This window comes from Streptomyces swartbergensis, from assembly GCF_002148965.1.
In the GTDB taxonomy this organism is placed as follows: domain Bacteria; phylum Actinomycetota; class Actinomycetes; order Streptomycetales; family Streptomycetaceae; genus Streptomyces; species Streptomyces swartbergensis.
On sequence record NZ_NGFN01000035.1, the window covers coordinates 1 to 18,110 of the forward strand.

Here is an 18,110-nt window from a genome sequence, read left to right on the forward strand (position 1 = left end):
CTCGCCGAACCGACGCCCGGCTCCACGAGCCCGACGCCGGAGGTGAGCAGCGGCCCGCCGGAGAAGGCGGACAAGCCCAAGCAGGAGCAGCCTCCGCGGTCCTGGGAGAACGGGGAGGACGATGACGACGAGGGCGACGACTGAGCCCTCCTGCGCCGGTGTGCGAGCGGTCGCCCCTTCACGCGCCCCCTCGCGCGCCCCCTCGGCTGGCTTGTCATGGCCCTTATCTCGGCATTACTGTCACCACGCCTTGGTGAACGGGAAATCCGGTGTGATGCCGGTGCGGCCCTCGCCACTGTGATCGGGAAGTCCGGCTCCGGCCCTCGCGGGCAGCCACTGGGTCCTCACGGACCCGGGAAGGCGGAGTACGGGCGGTGGGACCCGTGAGCCAGGAGACCGGCCAAGGCGCGTCAACCATCCACGAGGTGCTGGAGAGGGTCTGCTGAGCCATGCACATTGCCGAGGGTTTCCTGCCTCCGGCGCACGCCGTCGCCTGGGGTGTCGCGTCCGCGCCGTTCGTCGTCCACGGAGCCCGGTCGCTCACCCGTGAGGTGCGCGAGCACCCCGAGAGCACCCTGCTCCTCGGCGCCTCCGGCGCCTTCACGTTCGTCCTGTCCGCCCTGAAACTGCCGTCCGTCACCGGCAGCTGCTCCCACCCCACCGGCACGGGCCTGGGAGCCATCCTGTTCCGGCCGCCCGTCATGGCGGTGCTGGGCACCATCACCCTGCTCTTCCAGGCACTGCTGCTCGCGCACGGCGGCCTGACCACGCTCGGCGCCAACGTCTTCTCCATGGCGATCGTCGGGCCGTGGGCGGGATACGCGGTGTACCGGCTGCTGCGGCGGTACGACGTGCCGCTGATGGTCGCCGTGTTCTTCGCGGCGTTCGTCGCCGACCTGTCCACCTACTGCGTCACGAGCGTGCAGCTGGCGCTCGCGTTCCCCGACCCGGGCAGCGGGTTCCTGGGCGCGCTCGGCAAGTTCGGCTCCATCTTCGCCGTCACCCAGATCCCGCTCGCGGTGAGCGAGGGCCTGCTGACGGTGCTCGTGATGCGGCTGCTGGTGCAGTCCAGCAAGGGCGAACTGACCCGGCTGGGTGTACTCAGCGCCGACAAGCAGTCCCGCAGCGAGACCGAGGCGGTGACCCGATGAGCAGGAACACGAAGATCAACGTCCTGCTGCTGCTCGTCGTGGTCGCGCTCGCCGTGCTGCCGCTCGCGCTCGGCCTCGGCGACCACAAGGAGGAGCCGTTCACGGGCGCCGACGGCGAGGCCGAGACGGCGATCACCGAGATCGAGCCGGACTACGAGCCCTGGTTCTCGCCCCTGTACGAACCGCCGTCCGGTGAGATCGAGTCGGCGCTGTTCTCCCTCCAGGCGGCCCTCGGCGCCGGTGTCCTCGCCTACTACTTCGGCCTGCGCCGGGGCAGGCGGCAGGGTGAGCAGCGGGCGCGGGAGCGGGACTCCGATGGCCCGGCGGCCGGCGCCGCCGAGGAGTCCACGGCCGAAAGGGCCTGAGCCGCGTGCTGCCGATCGACGCGGCGGCGCACAGCAGCCGCTGGCGCCGCCGCCATCCCGTGGACAAGGCCGTGCTCGGCCTGGGCCTGACCGTGCTGGCGATCTCGCTGCCGCCCTGGCCGGGCGCGGCTCTGGTGCTGCTGACCGCCCTGGTGGTGCTGCTGGGTCCTGCGGGCGTGCCCTGGCGGAGGCTGTGGCGGGCCTACCGGGTGCCGCTGGGTTTCTGTGTGACGGGCGCGTTGACGCTGCTCGTGCAGGTCGGCGGGCCGGAGGGCTTCGTGTCCCTCGCCGGTGACGGGCCGTTGCGGGCCGGGGAGTTGCTGCTGCGCACCTCGGCGGCCTCCCTGGGGGTGCTGCTGTTCGCGTTCACCACGCCCATGTCCGACCTGCTGCCGCGTCTGGTCCGGGCCGGGGTGCCCGCGGCGGTCGTCGACGTCGCGCTCGTGACGTACCGCATGAGCTTTCTGCTGCTGGACTCCGTGCGCCGGGTCCGTGACGCGCAGGCCGCCCGGCTCGGGCACACCACGCGGGCCGCCGCCTGGCGTTCGCTGGGCGGTCTCGCCGCCACCGCGTTCGTGCGTGCCTTCGACCGGGCGGTCCGCCTCCAGGCCGGTCTCGCCGGGCGCGGCTACGACGGCACCCTGCGCGTCCTGGTGCCCGAGGCCCGCGTCTCCGTCCGCTTCACGGCCGCCAGTTGCGTGCTCCTCGCGGCGCTGGCCGTCCTCACCTTCGTACTGGAAAGGCCGCTGACATGAGCGAGCCCGCCCTCGTCGCCCTGCGGGGCGCGTCCTTCGCCTACGAGGACGGCCCGGCCGTACTCAGCGGCCTCGACTTCGAGATCCGCGAGGGGCGCGCGCTCGCGCTGCTCGGCCGCAACGGCAGCGGCAAGACCACGCTGATGCGGCTCCTCAGCGGCGGACTGCGGCCTCACGCGGGCCGGTTGACGGTCGACGGGCAGCCGGTGACGTACGACCGCAAGGGCCTGACCCGGCTGCGGACGACAGTCCAGCTGGTGGTCCAGGACCCGGACGACCAGCTCTTCGCGGCGTCCGTCGAGCAGGACGTGTCGTTCGGACCGCTGAACCTCGGTCTGGACGACACGCAGGTGCGCGCGCGTGTGGCGGAGGCGCTCGCAGCCCTGGACATCACCGCCCTGGCCGACCGGCCCACCCACCTGCTCTCCTACGGGCAGCGCAAACGCACCGCCATCGCGGGCGCGGTCGCCATGCGGCCCCGTGTCCTCGTCCTCGACGAGCCGACGGCCGGACTCGACCCCGACGGCCAGGAACGGCTCCTCACCACGCTCGACCGACTCCGCGAGACCGGCACCACGGTGGTGATGGCCACTCACGACGTCGACCTCGCCCTGCGCTGGGCCGACGACGCGGCGCTCCTCACCCCGTCCGGAGTCCGCACCGGGCCCGCCCCCGAGGCACTGGCCCGCACCGATCTCCTCCGGGAGGCGGGTCTGCGTCTGCCCTGGGGTGCCGCCGCGGCGGAACTCCTCCGCGCGCAGGGGCTGTTGACCGGCACGGAGCCGGGGCCGCGTACGCCCGCCGAACTCGCCGCCCTCGCGGCCGGACGGCTGGGGGCGCACGGAGCCTGAGGGGCGCCCCTCTTGGTCGCCACTCGGTCGCGGGCTCGCTCCGGAGTCCGCCGCTGCCGTGGAACGGTGTGCGGTGCCGTCAGCCCGGGCCCGGCGGTGTCCAGTCGGCATGCTCGTGCCGCGCCGGAACGCGGCGCGGCAGGCCGTACGCGACTTCCTGGCCGGCCGGTCAGTCGAAGTAGGACTGGAGCGAGCCGCGGCGCCGGATGTCGAGCGTCGCGCAGTGGAACGAGCCGCCGAACGGCGCGTAGTGCAGCAGGTCGCACGGGATCGGCTCGAAGCCCCACTTCTCCAGGGCCCGCAGCATGCCGGTGTGGTGCCGCTCCGCGATCACCCGCTGTTCGTCGATCATGAGCACGTTCATGCTGAGCCACTTGCCGCACATCGACGTGACCTTGAGCAGGGCCTCGTCGATGGGGTCGGGCTCGGGCGCGACCAGGACGTCCCACGAGCTCAGGACGTCGGGCAGCCGGTCGACGTCGATGTACTCGGGGTTGACCAGCACCTTTCCGGGCGCGAGCAGCACGAACGTCGTGTCGATGTGCATGGGCGTGCGGCAGCGGCTCTCGATCTCGTGGATGCGGTACTCCGGCCCGAGATGGCGGCGCAGCCAGTCGATGCCCATCCGGTTCGTGACGTTGCTGCGCGTGACGAACAGGTCCCGTCCGGCCCGGACGAAGTCCGCCGCGTCGAAGACGGGCTCGAACTCGGTGAGGATGTACCTCATCGGCTCGCCGTCCTTCGGGACCCGGAAGTCCGGATCGAACAGTTCGTCCGTGAGCTGCGGCTTGGGGGCCGACGTCCAGCGCGCGCCGCGCCGGAAGTAGTCCTTGAGGAGCGGGCGGTAGGAGTGGGTCTCGAAGTACCGGCAGGGCCAGGCCATCGGGGTTTCGATGATCTCGTCGCCGATCACGAGCATGCTGTCCCGGGGGCAGGTGTTGCAGAAGCCCCGTGAGGTCCAGTCCGGGGTGCCGAAGCGGCGCCGGTGGTCGACCGCGTCCGGCCGCCTGACCGTGACGCCGAGGGACTCGAGCAGGGCGACGAACCCGTCGATCTCCTGCTGGGCCTGCTCGACGAGCATGCGCGGATACCGCAGGCCGGCGGCCAGGCCCTGCAGCCGTCCGGCCCAGGTCGGCACGTTGCAGGTGACGACCGGGTGGTCGGAGGGGATCGTCGCGCCCTCGAGACGCCCGACGATGATCTCCTCCAGCGGATCCCACTCGGTGTGCGAGTTGACCGGCGAGACGACAGGCTCCACGGCCTCGTCGGTCGCGGCCGATGTCCTGGCCCTCCCCATGATGGCCATGCCCACCACCTTCGGATCGCGGGATTTCGGTGATGCACCGCACTTACCAGGTTACTCAACGTGGCGTGCTCGCGCTGTGCACGTCAACAGTCGCGCCCGCTCGCATCGGCCGCACGGGGGAGCCGGCCGTCCGAAGAAACGCTTGTCCGGCCTCGCGGCACGGCACTACGTTGCCGATGTGGATCTCTTCTCACGCTCCTGGACGGCATTGCGCGCGGCGGTCGCCGACCTGTCCGACGAGGACTTCTCCCGGCCGTCCGGCTGTACCGGCTGGCTGGTGCGGGACCTGGTGTGCCATCTGGTCATCGACGCGCAGGACGTCCTGATCACCCTCGCCACCCCCGCCGACGGGGAACCGACCCGGGACGCGCTGACCTACTGGGAGATCTCCGACACGCCGCCGACCGGCGACGACCCGCTCGACGCGCTGACCGTCCGGCTGGCCGCCGCGTACGAGGAACCGCACCTGCTCAAGTTCCACCTGGACGATGTCGGCTCCGCCGCGGGCCGCGCCGCGGAGCTGGCCGACCCGGACCTCAGGGTCGGCACCCGCGACGAGGTTCTCACCGTGGGCGACTACCTCTCCACGTACGTCATGGAGTGGACACTGCACCATCTGGACCTGATCGCCCACCTCCCGGACGCCGCGCCGCCACCCGCGGAGGGGCTCGCCCGGTCCCGCGAGATGCTGGAGCGGATCGCCGGGGGCGCGTTCCCCCCGTCGTTCTCCGACCGGGACGCGCTGCTGGTGGGCACGGGGCGGCGACCGCCGACCGACGCGGAGCGGGCCGAACTCGACGAACCGGCCTCGAAGTTCCCGCTCTACCTGKGCTGAGCGGGCCACCGGGCACTCGCAAACCAGGCCCAGGAGCATCTGAGGCTCCTGGACCTGGCGGGATCGCGGTGACGTGGCGGGATGGCGGTGGCGTGGCGGGATGGCGGTGGCGTGGCGGGATGGCGGTGGCGTGGCGGGATGGCGGTGGCGTGGCGGGATCGCGGTGGCGTGGCGGCTTGGCCGGCCGTGGTGTCAGTGCCGCAGGGCCGGTGAACCGGCCGACGGCGTACGGCGGGTGGCGCTGCGGTAGGTGGAGATGCCCAGGGCGAGGAGCCAGGAGCTGAGGATCGCGCCCATCGAGGCGGTGGTGCCCCAGCCGTTCGCCGCGTAGAAGTCCGCCGGGTCGTTGCCGAAGAACAGGGACGGCACGAAGGCCACATTGACACCGGCCAGGACGTAGGCGGAGCGGCTGGTCCAGCGCGGCAGCAGGTTCGTCCGGGAGATGCCGAAGCCCACCGCGACCAGGAACACGGTCAGCAGCACACGACCGATCGACCCGTAGAGGATGTAGGTGCCGCTGACCGCGATGGTCGGATCGATCGAACGGTCGGCGGCGATGACCGCGCCGGCTTCCAGCCCGCTGGAGACCAGGGTGACCGTCGCGTAGACGAGCCCGGTGGCGAAGGCCATCGAACCGACCCACTCGTAGGCCGGGTTCAACCGCTTGGCCAGCTCGCGGAAGGCCGTCACGAACACGATCAGGAACGCCAGCGAGAAGATCGCGAGCAGCAGCCTGGTGAGGACGTTCGCGTCCGGCGGCGGGCCGGAGTAGACGAAGTACAGCGGTACTTCGATGATCAGGGCGGCCGCGGCGGCGATGCCGGCGAGGCCCGTCAGGCGCCTGGCGAAGGTCTCGGTCATGGGGTCACCCGAAGTCCGGTGGCGGGTTCGTCGTCGGCCCATTGCCGACGACACTCATGCTGCCGCCGCCGGCACGGCCCGTCCCTGGGCCTGGACACCCGATGCGGGGGGTGGTCCTACCGACACCCCCGCCCACTTGCGTTCCTGAACCCGGGCGGTTCCGCACCACCGCACCGCACCGAGTCCGCCGACCGTGCCCCTTGGCGCTCCCTGCGCACCACCGCCCGGCCGGAAAACGCTTGGACTCCGCGGTCGCCATCGCGGGACACTTCCGGACTCGACCCGAATCTCCACACATCCGTTTCGGTGATGGCCCCTGCCCGCACGAGCGCGTGGCGGGCGGCCACAGAACGACACAGGGGTGGGATGGAAACGCCTGAATCACGCCGGGTTCAGCCGGGCAAGCGCTCGGTACTTCTCGCACTTCGTTACTACGGACGGGAGTTGTCCCGGCTCCGCCGGCTGACGGCACCCGCGATGCTGCTCATGGCGCTGGGCAACATCGGGATCAACTACATCGCGCCGCTGATCGTCGCCAAGCTCGTCGGCGACATCGCCGACGACAGGGACGTCACGGTCGACTCGACACTGCCGTACGTCCTCGGCTTCGCCGGAGTCCTGCTGCTCGCGGAGGCGCTGTGGCGCGTCGCGGTGCACTGCCTCAACCGCCTCGACGCCCTCGGTATCGAGCACCTGTACGTGATCGGGATGGACGAGCTGTTCGCCAAGGACGCCTCGTTCTTCCACGACAACTTCGCCGGTTCGCTGACCAAGCGCGTGCTGAGTTTCGCCTCGCGTTTCGAGCAGTTCGTGGACACGCTGGCGTTCCAGATCGTGGGCAGCTTCGTACCGCTGGTCTTCGGGGCGGTGGTGCTGTGGCGCTACGAACCCCTGCTCGTGGTCGGACTGCTGGTGATGATCGCGCTGACCGCGGTGCTGGTGGTGCCTCTCATCCGGCGCCGCCAGGTGCTGGTCGACCAGCGTGAGGAGGCGATCGCCCGGGTCTCGGGCCACGTCGCCGACAGTCTGATGAACATGGACACGGTGCGGGCGTTCGCCGCGGAGGAGCGCGAGGCCGCCGAGCACCGCTCCCGGGTCGCCACGTCGCGCCGGCTGACGCTGCGGTCGTGGGACTACGGCAACCTCCGAATCGACACGCTGGTCGCGCCGCTGTTCGTGCTGACCAACGCGGTGGGCCTGCTGTTCGCGGTCACGCTCGCCGGGGGCGGGCACGGCGTGGAGGCGATCGTGGTCGCCTTCACCTACTACGGCAACGCGACGCGGATCATGTTCGAGTTCAACCAGATCTACCGCCGGCTGGAGAGCTCGATGACGGAGGCCGCGCAGTTCACCGAGCTGCTCCTGACACCGCCCACCGTGCTCGACCCGCCGTCGCCGGAGCCGCTGCGGCCCCGGGCCGCCGACATCCGCTTCGAGAAGGTGACCTTCGCGCACCGGGGTGGCAGGCCGCTGTTCGAGGGTCTCGACCTGGACGTGCCGAGCGGGGCGCGGATCGGCCTGGTCGGCCGGTCCGGCGGCGGCAAGACCTCCCTCACCCGGCTGCTGTTACGGATGACGGACATCGACGGCGGCCGCATCCTCGTCGGGGGCCAGGACATCAGCCGGCTGCGCCAGGCCGACCTGCGCGGCCAGATCGCCTACGTGCCGCAGGACCCGGCGATGTTCCACCGCACCCTGCGGGACAACATCGCGTTCGCCCGGCCGGACGCCACCGAGGCCGAGATCCGCCGCGCGGCCGAGGCGGCCCATGTCACGGAGTTCGCCGACGGGCTGCCGGACGGCTTCGACACCATGGTGGGCGAGCGCGGCGTCAAGCTGTCCGGCGGTCAGCGCCAGCGCGTCGCTCTCGCCCGGGCGATCCTGCGCGACGCGCCGATCCTGCTGCTCGACGAGGCGACCAGCGCCCTGGACTCGGAGAGCGAACTCCTCGTGCAGGAGGCGCTGTGGCGGCTCATGGACGGGCGGACCGCCCTGGTGGTGGCGCACCGGCTGAGCACGGTCGCCGGCATGGACCAGCTCGTCGTCCTCGACCGCGGACGGATCGTCGAACAGGGCACGCACCAGGAGTTGCTCGCGTTCGACGGCGCCTACGCAAAGCTGTGGCAGCACCAGTCGGGCGGCTTCCTCGACGACACCGCGGGGCGTGCCGAGGTGCTCTGAACACGGCGCGGTACGGAGGTCGTCTCCCCACCCGTGAGGAGACGACCTTCGCGGAACCGGTACGGGGAGAGGTCCGGCCTGCTGTGCACCAGGTGCGCGAAGTGGGTCAGCAGCGAGTCGAGGCCGAAGTCGGTCATGGACCGCCCTGGGGCCAGCTCCTCGGGGTCGCTGTGCAGCACGGCGGAGAGCAACGGGCCAGGATCTGGGTGATCGGGCCCGGCCTGGCCGGGTGTCATGGCGGCCAGCCCGCGCAGCAGGTCAGCGCGGCCTTCCGGGCCGGAACCGGCGTCGGGCGGCACGAGGCCGGGGAACCGCATCCCACCACCCAGGCCGCGATCGAACTGCCCACGACGCTGTACGGCACGGGATGACCCGGCTGCGGAGCCGGCACCCCGCTGTCAGACCCGGGCCAGCTCCGCGGCGCCGAACGACACGTCGAAACGGTCGCACCAGATGCTCACGCTGCTGAAGCTCGACAGGTCCGCGTCACCGGGGAGGGCGTAGTTCTGGCTTCCCTTGTTGCCTTTGAGCTTGCCGAGGCTGACGTACTTGCCGTCGTCGAAGACGTGCCAGCCCGCCTTCCCCTGCTTCACCGGCGCGTCGGTCAGCCAGACGCGCAGGTCCGGTCCGTTGCTGGTGTTCAGGTTCTCCAGCCGGACGACATGAGAACCGTCGGCCAGCCGTACGAGCTTCACCGTGCCCGAGGTCGCGTGCTCGTGGCTGATCAGCTCACCGCTCGCCAGTGTCCGCGGACCGGTGGCCGGGGAAGGCGACTCGGAGGGTGGCTCGGAGGGCGCCGCGGCGGGAGGGGCGGATGTCTCCGCGACCCCGGGCAGGGCCTCTTGAACGGTCTCGTCCTGCCACAGCTTCCAGGGCTGGAACCAGTACAGCCCGAATCCGACTCCGCCGACCGCCACCACCAGCACCGCGATGACCAACGGCCCGGTCAACACCTTGCGCACGCGCCCCATCCCCGCTCGCCTCCTGAGAGTTCCTGCAACCCTCCCGATTCAACGCCACCGTGCGGCCGCCCCACACCCCGCAGCTGATGACGGAATCCTTACGTCGGTCGCCCTCGACAGCTCGTCGTGCGCCCGCCCCGGGCATCGAGGATCCTGAGCCTCGGCAGCCGACCCCGCATCTTGGCCGACCGAGGACAAGGAAGCAGCGCCATGACGATCGACGTGTCCGCGGAGCGCGTGATCCCGCTTCCGCCCGGGCGTGTGGCCGAGTACGCCATGGACTGGCGCATGACGCCGAGTGGACCCAGGGCATCCGCACCGCGGAGCTGACCCGGGAGGCGGATGAAGGCGGCTTCGGCGTGAACGCCGAGATCACGCGGACGGCATACTTCCTCGGCCGACGCATCGACTACGTGCTGCGTGTGGCCGCGTACGAACCGCCTCATCGGCTGGAGATGATCTCCGTGGCCGGCCCGATGCCCATGCATGTCACGTACGCCTTCGAGCCGGACGCACGGGGCACACGCGCCCGCATTCGCGTCCGGGGCGGCGAAGGCGGCTTCTACCGGCTGGCCGCGCCGCTGCTGGCCCGTCAGGTCCGCTCCTCCATCCGCAAGGACCTGCGCGACCTCGAACAGCGGCTCACCGGGCGGTAACGGTATCCGTCACGGCGTATACCCAGATGGCCCAACGTCTGTGGTCAGCCGCCCTTGCCCGGCGCCGGGGTGGGGGCCCGCTGGCCGGCGCGGAGCATCGCCTTGTAGAGCGCCTCGCGCCCGGGCGGGTCGGGCAGGGGGCCGCGGGCCGGGGCCTCCAGCGACTGGATCATCAGGGCGACGACGCGTCGCCAGGCGTCCGGGGCTCGTCGCCGGTGGCGTTGACGACACCGGCGTCGGCCCTGTGGATCAGCACCAGATCCGAAGGGTCGAAATGCTCACGCAGCCGCCCTCTGGCCTTGGCGGTGGGGAAGTCATGGTCAGAACGTCGGCGAAGCCGTTGTCGGCGGCCTGCATCGCGCACGCGGTCTCGATGTAGCCGACGAAACCGCTCCCGGTTGCGCTCGGCCTCATCCCATTCCAGTACTGTGCCGGCCACCGCGAACCGAAGAGGGCTGCCTCCGAAGAGCCAACAGTGCGTCGCGGCCTGCGGTGGTCGATCTGGGGAACGGAATCGTTCCAGAACATGCCCCTCATCGACGGCAGGACGGACGACCTGGCGGAGGTTGCCAGGGCCGCCCGGGCATGGCGCGACAGCGACGGCGTGTACAGAGTGGGCAGGGGCTTCATGACCCCGCCCGGCGGTCAGCCTTCGTCCGCCCTGGTCAGGGCTTCGGTGATCATGCGGGTGGCGAAGTCGCGGTCGTCGGTGAGGCGGTTGATGTGCTCCGCGAGCAGGAAGGCGGTGGCTTCCAGGGGATTCATCTCGTCCATGGTCCAGTCCCCGTACTGCTTGCGCCACAGACTCGGGCTCAGGCCGGTACCGGCAGCGACGAGCAGTCCGGCCATGGTGGGGATGGCTTCGGGACGGACGCTCTTGGGCATCATGCCCATCGTGGCCACGAGGTTGGGCACCACGTACTCGATGACGTCCTTGTCGTGGTCCTCGTAGGCCATCCGCAGCCACTGCATGAACATGTAGATGAGCGTGCACGCCCCGTCCAGCAAGTCATCGACCCCGCGGGGCCCCAAGGACACGGCGAACTGGTCGGTCAGCGCTTGCTGTTCGGCGTCGGTCTCGGATCTGCCGTCGTAGATGGCCTTGAGCCGGGAGTCGATCATCATGAGTGCTGCGCCCACATCGCCGGCGGGAGCGTGCTGGGGGTCGCAGGGCGATGACACAGTGTTCCTCCTCGGCTGACCGACGGCAACGCGGCGTGATCGTACAGTAACCCGCCGATGAGGGGAGGGTCTGGAGAACCCCGATGCGGGGCTGCGGGTGGCCGTGTTCGCATCGCGCGCGGACCGGGGCTGTCCCTGGCGGCCCGTACACAGCGGAGACCGCTCCCCCGAACTCGCCGTGATGAAACCGACCGCGACCCTGGTCAACACCGGCCGCGGCGGGGTCGTCGACGAGGAAGCCCTCCTGGCAGCGCTGCGCGGCGGGGATCTTCACTCGGCGGGACTGGGATCACACGTCGAAGCTGCCCGTCCAGGCCGGTGAGGCCCGGACGGGCAGCTTCGTATGTCCGCGTGCCGGGTCAGACCAGCGGCCACAGGGCCGCGGTGAGGGCGAAGCCCGCGCATCCCATGACGGTCGTCAGGACCGTCCACGTGCGCAGCCCCGCCGCGACGTCGAGACCGGCGAGCTTGGTGAACATCCAGTAGCCGGCGTCGTTGATGTGGGACAGCGCGAGGGCTCCCGCGCCCATCGCCAGGGCCACCAGCGACAGCTGACCGGTGGACAGGTCGGCGCGGTGCAGCAGGGGGGTGAGGATGCCGGCGGTGGTGATGAGGGCGACGGTCGCCGAACCCTGGGCGGCGCGTAGGGCGAGGGAGGTGAGGAAGGCCAGCAGCAGCACGGGCAGGCCGGTGCGTTCCAGGACGTCGGCGATCGCGTCGCCGACGCCGCTGGCGACCAGGACCTTGCCGAAGACACCGCCCGCGCCGGGGACCAGGATCACCATCGCGACGGGCGGCAGCGCGGAGCCCATGACCTCGGCGATGCGTGCGCGGTTCCAGCCGCGGCGGGCGCCCAGGAACCAGCCGCACAGGGCGACGTCGATGAGGAGGGCCACCATCGGGGCGCCCAGGACGGTGAGTACGGCTCGCAGGGTGGAGCCCTCGGTGAGTGTGTTCTGGCCGATGGTGTCGAGGAGGATCAGCAGGATCGGGGTGACGATCAGTGCGAGGACCATGCCGAAGGAGGGCGGAGGGAGGTCGGTGCCCGAGGGCGCCTGCCGGGTCAGTACAGCGGTGGCTTTGCCGCCGCCCGAGGACGGGCTCTCGGCGGTGCCCGCCGTGGCGTGCGTGCCCTGGCCCCCGGCCTCCGGTTCGCCGTATACCTCGGCGTCCACCGTCGGGTCCATCGGGTACTCGCGGCGGGACAGCCGACGGGAGACGAAAGAGCCGAGCAGGACGACAACGGCCGTGATGGGAATGCCCATCAGCAGCACCAGGCCCTGGCTGGCGCCGATCGCCTCGGTGGCCGCGACGGCACCGGGGTGCGGCGGCAGGAAGGCGTGCACGGTGAGCATCGCGGCGCCCATGGGCAGCGCGTAGACGAGCAGCGGCTTGCGGGAGGCGCGGGCGACGCCGTACGCGATCGGCATCAGGATGATCAGGCCGACCTCGAAGAAGACCGGGATGCCCAGGACGAATCCGGCGACGGTCAGGGCGAGCGGGGTGCGCCGGGAGCCGAACCTCTCGATGAGGTGGTGCGCGAACGCGTGGGCGCCTCCGGAGAGTTCGACGATCCGGCCGATCATCGCGCCCAGCGCGATGATGGTGGCGATGTGGCCCAGGGTGGAGCCCATGCCGTCCTCGATGGTCTTCACCAGGTCGGCGGCGGGCACGCCCGCGGCCAGCGCGACGCCGATGCTGACGACGACGAGGGCGACGAAGGGCTGGACCTTGGCTCTGAGAATGAGCAGGAGCAGGGCCACGACACCGGCGACCGCGATGACGAGGAGAGCGGTGTGGCTCATCGTCCCTCTCCTTCCCGGGACTGGGGAGACAGGACGGTGACGACGGAGGAGTCGTCGCGGGCGCCGAGTCCGGCGCGCTCGCCGAGCAGGTAGAGCTGTTCGGCCGCGGCGGCCAGGGGCACCGGGACGTGGGCGTCCTTGGCGATGCCGGTGACGATGCCCATGTCCTTGACGAAGATGTCGAGGCGCGACTTGACCTCGGGGCCGGGCCCGTCGTCGTACGTCTGGACCATGCGCGGCCCGCGGTCGGCGAACATGAAAGAGCCGGCGGCGCCGTGCTTGAGGCTGTCCACGACCGTGGCCGGGTCGAGCCCGAGCCCGCGGGCGAGCGCGATCGCCTCGGCCGCTGCCGCGATGTGCACGCCGGCCAGCAGCTGGTTGACGGCCTTCATCGCCTGGCCGTCGCCGGGGCGCGGGCCGACGACCGTGAGGGTCGAGGCGAGCAGGTCGAGGACCGGCCGGGCCGTCTTCAGGGCCACTTCCTCGGCGCCGACGACGATCAGCAGATCGCCCTCGCCGGCCCGGACCGGGCCGCCCCTGACGGGCGCGTCCACGGTGAGCACACCGCGCTCGGCGAGCCGCAGGGCGGTGGTGCGTGCCGCCTCCGGGCCGACGGTGCTGGTGAGGATCACGACCGCGCCGGGGCGCAGCGCTCGGGCGGCGCCGTTCTCACCGAACAGCGCGTCCTCGACCTGCGCCTGGTCGCGTACGGCGAGCACGACGACATCGGCGTCACGGGCGGCCTCGGCCGGAGACGCCGCGTCGCGGGCGCCCTCGGCGGCCAGGGCCGCCCGCCGGTCGGCGGCGATGTCGTATACGGACACGGGCAGTTCACCGGCGAGGCGGCGCGTCATGGGGAGGCCCTACGCCGCGACGACGGACGTGGTGAAAGAGCACGCCGGAGCCTACGGCCTCGGAGTCGTCTACGCGCAGGCCATGCTCGGCGCTCACGCCGCCGGCTGATCCCCGCACCGGCACGGGAACGTCAGGAACGGACAGGAACAGGCGGGAACACGATGGACGCCGGACTGCTGGTCCTCCGGCTGGTGGGTGGTGGGCTTCCCGGGTCCGTCCCCGGCCCTGAGCGGCCCGCCGGCCCACCGGTGGACCACCGGCAGTCGACGCCCTGATCACGCCGGCCACACCCTGATCACGTCACTCCGGCGCTGATCCCTCCGGCCCGGCGAAGGCGAGGATGCCGGGGACCGCTTCGCACAGGCTCGCGAAGTGACGGTGCACTCCGGCCACCGCAGCCGCGGTGTTGACTCCCCATACCGTCATGCCGGCCCGCAGCCCCGCTTCGACGCCGGACGGGGCGTCCTCGATGACCAGGCAGTCCTCGGGCCGGACACCGAGCTGCTCGGCGGCCAGCAGGTAGGGCACGGGCGAGGGTTTGCCTTCTTCCACCGCGGCGGCGTCCACGATGACGCGCGGGACCGGCAGACCCGTCCGGGCGAATCGCCCGCGCACCCGGTGCTCGTAGTTGGAGGTCACCAGCGCCCACGCCCCCGACGGCAGGGCGCCCAGCAGCTGCGACGCGCCGTCGAAGGCCGCATAGACGCCGGACCGGACGTCCTCGTCCTCCAGTTCATGCAGCGCAGCCAGGCACTCCCTTGGATCCTGGTCCGGAGCCACCTCGGCGAAGGTCTCCATCGGCCGCGTCCGCAAGGCCACCCGGTAGACCTCAGCCGCGTCAAGCCGGTATCGCCCCGCCCAACTTGCCCAGACCCGGCGCTGGTTGTCCAGGCGTCGATCAACGTGCCGTCGACGTCGAAGAGGACGCACGTTCTGGGGCCGGACTGCACACGCTCACTGGTCACGTCGTGATCATGCCAGGAGCTGCGGAAAGCCCTTCACCGGCCCGCGCGTCGGTGATCGGCGAGCCGGCACCCGACGCCGCCAACGCCTGCCATTCACTGGGGGACATGCCGTAGGCGTCCCGGAACGTGCGGCTGAAGTGCGAGGGGCTGCTGAAGCCCCAGCGGTGTGCCACGGCGGCCACGGTCGTCCTGCGATGCGACGTCCGGCCGAGTTCCTGCCTGCACGAGTCCAGCCTGCGCTGCCGTACCCACTGGCCCACTGTCGTGCCGTCGTCCTGGAAGAGCTTGTGCAGATAGCGGACGGAGATGTGATGCGCGCGGGCGATCGATTCCGGTGACAGCTCCGGCTCCGTCAGATGCTCCTCGATGAAGGCCCGGATCCGCGACAGCATCTCGCCGCCGGCCGTCGACGCGCCGGACGTCTCCGGTCCCGTCTCCGCATGAAGGAGTTCCATGACGAGGACGGCGAGGAGGTCCACGGCACTGCGGGCGAGCCGGTCCCCGATCGCCGACCGGTGGAACTCCTCCTCGGCGGCGAGCGCGGACAGGAAGCCCGACACCAGCGCGCCCATCCCGGCACCGTGCCGCACGGGCACGCCCACGACCCGGTCCAGGTCCGGCTCCGCGACGCCCAGGTGGCGGCGGGTTGTCCGGAAGTACGTCATCAGGCAGTCCTGACCGAACCGGAGGACATCACGCCGGGCCGGATCGCAGAAGACCATGTCCCCCGGCTCCAGGAAGGCCCCGTCCTCCCCGGGCCGGGTGAGCGCGACCGTCCCCCGGACGTGCAGGCCCAGGTACAGGAACTCGCCCTCCCCCTCGTCGGGCATCGCGGACAGCATCTGAACGCGGTCGGACACACGGGTCATCGATAACTCGGTCATGAGAACTCCTAGCTCCGGGCCCGGGTCACCGGGAGACACGCGCGCTGTCGCGGTACTCCGGCTTGGCAACGTCGTTCGTCGTCGGTTCGCCCACGGCCTTCCCCCCTGTCAGCGTCGGTGTACGACATCGTCGTGCACCGACGGTTTCGGCCGCCACCGCGCGCCGTGGGAATCCGGCTGAGACTTTCCTCGCTCTGCAGGAAGGCCGCCGCGTGAGCCGGCAGGTCCCGGCGTTCGGCGGGCCGGGGTCAGACTCGTGCCTGTTCACCCGGCGTGGCGAGGAGGTCCTCGACCCGAAGGCCCATGTACAGGACCAGCCGGTCGGCGCCGTTGTCCAGGTCGAGGCCGGTGATCTCCCGTATCTGCCGCAGACGGTAGTACAGCGACGTCCGGTGGAGTTGTGGGGCGTCCGCCGTCCTGGGGATCGAGCCGGCGTTGTCCAGGAAGCACCGCAGGGTGTCCCGCAGCCGGGCACCGCCATGAGCCTCGGCCAGGGCGCGCAGCGGCTGCGGACGCAGCGCCGCGTTCAGGGCGTACTCCGGCAGTTGCAGGAGCACGGCGAACTCCCCCAGTTCCGCCCAGTCGCCCAGGCCCTTCAGGTGTGGCAGGCGGCGCGCCGCACGGACCGCCACGAGTGCCTGCTCGTACGAGGTCCACGCGTCGGCGAGACCGGTCCGGCGCCCGCCGATGCCGACCACCGGAGCGGCTGACGCGTCGAGGAAGGTGCCGAGTTCCTCGATGATGCGCCGGGGACTGCTCGCGCAGTTCGTCCGGGCCCGGACCCCGGTCACGGACCTGGAGCAGGACTGCCCGGTCCTGCTCGACCGCCATGACGCCGTGTGCCGAACGCGTCTGCCGGAATCCCTCCACCGCGCCCCTGAGGGCCACCTCGATCCGTCCGGGGGCTCCTCGCCACGGGACACCTGGACGACGCTCACCACGACGTGCGGCGTCTCCCTCAGCAGCCCGCTGTCCAGCGCCTGTCGCCGCGCGGCGTCGCGTGCGACCGGGCTGGTGCCGAGCAGGCCGAGCTACGCGCCGCGCAGGGGGACCACGCGGCGGCGCACGCACGGGCGAGCGGCGCGGTGCGCGGTCTCGATCTGCGCAAGTCGCACAGCCTGTACGGGCGTTACCGTCAGGCACGCGGAACGGCGTTCCTCGCGGAGGGCGATCACCAGTCGGCGTACGAGCAGCTCCGCCGGGCCTTCACCCGCGACTTCCACCCGGAACCCGTGCACTACCACGTCTCCCTGTACTGCCTCTCCGACCTCGCCGCGGCCGCCGTCCGCGCCGGGCAGGCGGCCGACGCCCGCGTCGTTCTGCACGCCGCCGAACGGGCCATGGGCGCATCCCGCTCCGCCCGCCTGGACGCGGTCGTGCACCGTGCCTCGGCCCTGCTGGGCGATCCCGAGGAAGCGGAGGCCCACTTCCGCGTGGCGACGGACCCGGTCACCGCCCGCTGGCCGTTCGAGCACGCCCTCGCGCACCTGAACTTCGGTGAATGGCTGCGCGCCGTCGAGGGTCCGTCGAGGCACGCCCTGTACTCGGCACCGCCCTGGAGATCTTCGAACGGCTGGACGCCCGGCCCTGGGTCGAGCGCACCGCCGCCGAACTCCGCGCGGCGGGCGTGGCGGTGGTACCCGCCGCGGCGCCGGAAGCCGTGTCCGGCCTGACGCCGCAGGAGTTGCAGATCGCCCGACTGACGGCCGAGGGCCTGACCAACCGGGACATCGGTGCCCGGCTCTACCTGTCTCCGCCACCATCGGCTTCCACCTGCACAAGATCTTCCCCAAGCTCGGCATCACCGGCCGCGCCCAACTGCGTGAGGCCCTCGGCGACGTGCCGCGGCCGGACTGATCCGGCATGCGGCCGCCGCGCCTCGCGACGGATGTCCAACGGTGGGTCCGCTCCGCGATCCCCCCGGTCCCCGTACGCCGATGGCGATGGGCCGCTCGTCCGGGGCGAAGTCGGGGAAGTTCGGGTAGCTGGTGGTGACGGGGGCGCCGGGGGCGCGGACGCCGAGGAAGGTGTACGTGCCGGGGACGCGCTCCAGGTAGAGGGAAAGGGCGTAGTCCTCGCCGCTGAAGGGCGGGAACGCGGAGTGGAGCGTGGTGACCGAGTCACGCTGTTCCCTCTTCATCGTCCGTCAAGGTCACCCGGCGCGCGGGGATACCCGTGCGTACACGATCACTCCTTGCGCATGCAGCCGCCCATCCGGCGAGCCACCGCTCACGGGTGGGGACACCCCCTGGTGCACTGGCTTGACGACTGGCGGCTCACCCCACGCGGCACCCCGGCCGTGACCCTCGTACCGATCGACATCCCGGGGATGCTGTCCCGTCTACGGGCCGTGCGAGCGCCTGCTCTAGTCTCTCCTGCATGGCCGGTGACGATTTTCGGCCAGCCAGGTGACCAAATCAGTCACGTACGCCGAGGTGAACACCGAGAGCAGGGCCCGGACACGGACGCGAGTCCCGATCCCACGGCTCGACGAGC

General features: G+C 71.4%; 19 protein-coding genes, 2 pseudogenes and 1 riboswitch. Of the genes and pseudogenes, 10 read left to right on the forward strand and 11 right to left on the reverse strand.

Annotated features, from left to right (window positions below; genetic code table 11):
* The first annotated feature begins 234 nt into the window (after positions 1-234).
* A riboswitch (cobalamin riboswitch) is annotated at positions 235-419 on the forward strand.
* Positions 420-449: 30 nt separating this feature from the next.
* From CA983_RS08590 to CA983_RS08605, 4 genes are read left to right on the forward strand one after another with little or no spacing between them, the layout of a single operon-like run.
* Positions 450-1,151, forward strand: coding sequence for an energy-coupling factor ABC transporter permease (locus tag CA983_RS08590; protein WP_086600278.1), 702 nt, complete (start codon positions 450-452; stop codon positions 1,149-1,151).
* The gene (locus tag CA983_RS08595; RefSeq protein ID WP_086600279.1) at positions 1,148-1,516 is read left to right on the forward strand and encodes an energy-coupling factor ABC transporter substrate-binding protein; all 369 of its coding nucleotides are present in this window, start codon (positions 1,148-1,150) and stop codon (positions 1,514-1,516) included. The genes CA983_RS08590 and CA983_RS08595 overlap by 4 nt, the downstream gene beginning before the upstream one ends.
* A 5-nt stretch (positions 1,517-1,521) precedes the next feature.
* On the forward strand, positions 1,522-2,271 hold the full coding sequence (gene cbiQ / locus CA983_RS08600) for a cobalt ECF transporter T component CbiQ (protein WP_086600280.1): 750 nt from the start codon (positions 1,522-1,524) through the stop codon (positions 2,269-2,271).
* Positions 2,268-3,122: an energy-coupling factor ABC transporter ATP-binding protein gene (locus CA983_RS08605; protein ID WP_086600281.1), complete on the forward strand. Its 855-nt coding sequence runs from the start codon at positions 2,268-2,270 to the stop codon at positions 3,120-3,122. The genes cbiQ and CA983_RS08605 overlap by 4 nt, the downstream gene beginning before the upstream one ends.
* 169 nt (positions 3,123-3,291) lie before the next feature.
* Here the strand turns inward: CA983_RS08605 and CA983_RS08610 are convergent, their stop codons facing one another.
* Positions 3,292-4,419, reverse strand: coding sequence for an amidinotransferase (locus tag CA983_RS08610; protein ID WP_086600293.1), 1,128 nt, complete (start codon positions 4,417-4,419; stop codon positions 3,292-3,294).
* A gap of 187 nt (positions 4,420-4,606) precedes the next feature.
* Between CA983_RS08610 and CA983_RS08615 the strand changes: the two genes are divergently transcribed.
* Positions 4,607-5,263: a maleylpyruvate isomerase N-terminal domain-containing protein gene (locus tag CA983_RS08615; protein WP_086600294.1), complete on the forward strand. Its 657-nt coding sequence runs from the start codon at positions 4,607-4,609 to the stop codon at positions 5,261-5,263.
* A 192-nt stretch (positions 5,264-5,455) separates the two neighbouring features.
* Here CA983_RS08615 and CA983_RS08620 read toward each other — a convergent pair whose 3' ends face one another.
* Entirely contained in the window at positions 5,456-6,124 is a 669-nt protein-coding gene (locus tag CA983_RS08620; RefSeq protein ID WP_086600282.1) for a hypothetical protein, read from the reverse strand.
* Positions 6,125-6,490: 366 nt separating this feature from the next.
* On the opposite strand from CA983_RS08620, the gene CA983_RS08625 reads away from it, so the two are divergent.
* Both CA983_RS08625 and CA983_RS45775 read left to right on the forward strand, forming a co-directional pair.
* Entirely contained in the window at positions 6,491-8,305 is a 1,815-nt protein-coding gene (locus CA983_RS08625; protein WP_086600283.1) for an ABC transporter ATP-binding protein, read from the forward strand.
* 101 nt (positions 8,306-8,406) lie between these two features.
* Positions 8,407-8,676: a hypothetical protein gene (locus tag CA983_RS45775; RefSeq protein ID WP_143645465.1), complete on the forward strand. Its 270-nt coding sequence runs from the start codon at positions 8,407-8,409 to the stop codon at positions 8,674-8,676.
* A 27-nt stretch (positions 8,677-8,703) separates the two neighbouring features.
* Here the strand turns inward: CA983_RS45775 and CA983_RS08630 are convergent, their stop codons facing one another.
* Positions 8,704-9,276, reverse strand: coding sequence for a DM13 domain-containing protein (locus CA983_RS08630; protein ID WP_086600284.1), 573 nt, complete (start codon positions 9,274-9,276; stop codon positions 8,704-8,706).
* Between the two features lie 201 nt (positions 9,277-9,477).
* Between CA983_RS08630 and CA983_RS08635 the strand changes: the two are divergent.
* Positions 9,478-9,923 (forward strand): annotated as a pseudogene (locus CA983_RS08635) (SRPBCC family protein).
* A gap of 44 nt (positions 9,924-9,967) precedes the next feature.
* On the opposite strand, the gene CA983_RS48885 reads toward CA983_RS08635, so the two are convergent.
* Together CA983_RS48885 and CA983_RS08645 are read right to left on the reverse strand one after the other, a co-directional pair.
* The gene (locus tag CA983_RS48885) at positions 9,968-10,096 is read right to left on the reverse strand and encodes a hypothetical protein (protein WP_279628426.1); all 129 of its coding nucleotides are present in this window, start codon (positions 10,094-10,096) and stop codon (positions 9,968-9,970) included.
* A 472-nt stretch (positions 10,097-10,568) separates the two neighbouring features.
* Positions 10,569-11,105: a hypothetical protein gene (locus CA983_RS08645; protein ID WP_086600285.1), complete on the reverse strand. Its 537-nt coding sequence runs from the start codon at positions 11,103-11,105 to the stop codon at positions 10,569-10,571.
* Positions 11,106-11,286: 181 nt separating this feature from the next.
* Between CA983_RS08645 and CA983_RS08650 the strand changes: the two genes are divergently transcribed.
* Positions 11,287-11,427 carry an NAD(P)-dependent oxidoreductase gene (locus CA983_RS08650; RefSeq protein WP_425276433.1) on the forward strand — a complete coding sequence of 47 codons (141 nt, stop codon included), beginning with the start codon at positions 11,287-11,289 and terminating at the stop codon, positions 11,425-11,427.
* A gap of 37 nt (positions 11,428-11,464) precedes the next feature.
* Here the strand turns inward: CA983_RS08650 and CA983_RS08655 are convergent, their stop codons facing one another.
* The 5 genes and pseudogenes from CA983_RS08655 to CA983_RS08675 all read right to left on the reverse strand — a co-directional run bounded on the left by CA983_RS08655 (position 11,465) and on the right by CA983_RS08675 (position 16,555).
* Positions 11,465-12,910 carry a GntT/GntP/DsdX family permease gene (locus CA983_RS08655; protein ID WP_086600286.1) on the reverse strand — a complete coding sequence of 482 codons (1,446 nt, stop codon included), beginning with the start codon at positions 12,908-12,910 and terminating at the stop codon, positions 11,465-11,467.
* Positions 12,907-13,764 carry an NAD(P)-dependent oxidoreductase gene (locus CA983_RS08660; RefSeq protein ID WP_086600287.1) on the reverse strand — a complete coding sequence of 286 codons (858 nt, stop codon included), beginning with the start codon at positions 13,762-13,764 and terminating at the stop codon, positions 12,907-12,909. The genes CA983_RS08655 and CA983_RS08660 overlap by 4 nt, the downstream gene beginning before the upstream one ends.
* A 301-nt stretch (positions 13,765-14,065) precedes the next feature.
* A pseudogene (locus tag CA983_RS08665) lies at positions 14,066-14,730 on the reverse strand (HAD family hydrolase).
* On the reverse strand, positions 14,727-15,614 hold the full coding sequence (locus CA983_RS08670) for a helix-turn-helix domain-containing protein (protein ID WP_086600288.1): 888 nt from the start codon (positions 15,612-15,614) through the stop codon (positions 14,727-14,729). The pseudogene CA983_RS08665 and the gene CA983_RS08670 overlap by 4 nt, the downstream one beginning before the upstream one ends.
* A gap of 248 nt (positions 15,615-15,862) precedes the next feature.
* Positions 15,863-16,555: a PucR family transcriptional regulator gene (locus CA983_RS08675; protein ID WP_341866657.1), complete on the reverse strand. Its 693-nt coding sequence runs from the start codon at positions 16,553-16,555 to the stop codon at positions 15,863-15,865.
* A 3-nt stretch (positions 16,556-16,558) separates the two neighbouring features.
* Between CA983_RS08675 and CA983_RS08680 the strand changes: the two genes are divergently transcribed.
* Entirely contained in the window at positions 16,559-17,287 is a 729-nt protein-coding gene (locus tag CA983_RS08680) for a hypothetical protein (RefSeq protein ID WP_208636922.1), read from the forward strand.
* A 128-nt stretch (positions 17,288-17,415) separates the two neighbouring features.
* Here CA983_RS08680 and CA983_RS49430 read toward each other — a convergent pair whose 3' ends face one another.
* Positions 17,416-17,754: a hypothetical protein gene (locus tag CA983_RS49430; protein ID WP_425276434.1), complete on the reverse strand. Its 339-nt coding sequence runs from the start codon at positions 17,752-17,754 to the stop codon at positions 17,416-17,418.
* Positions 17,755-18,110: the final 356 nt, after the last annotated feature.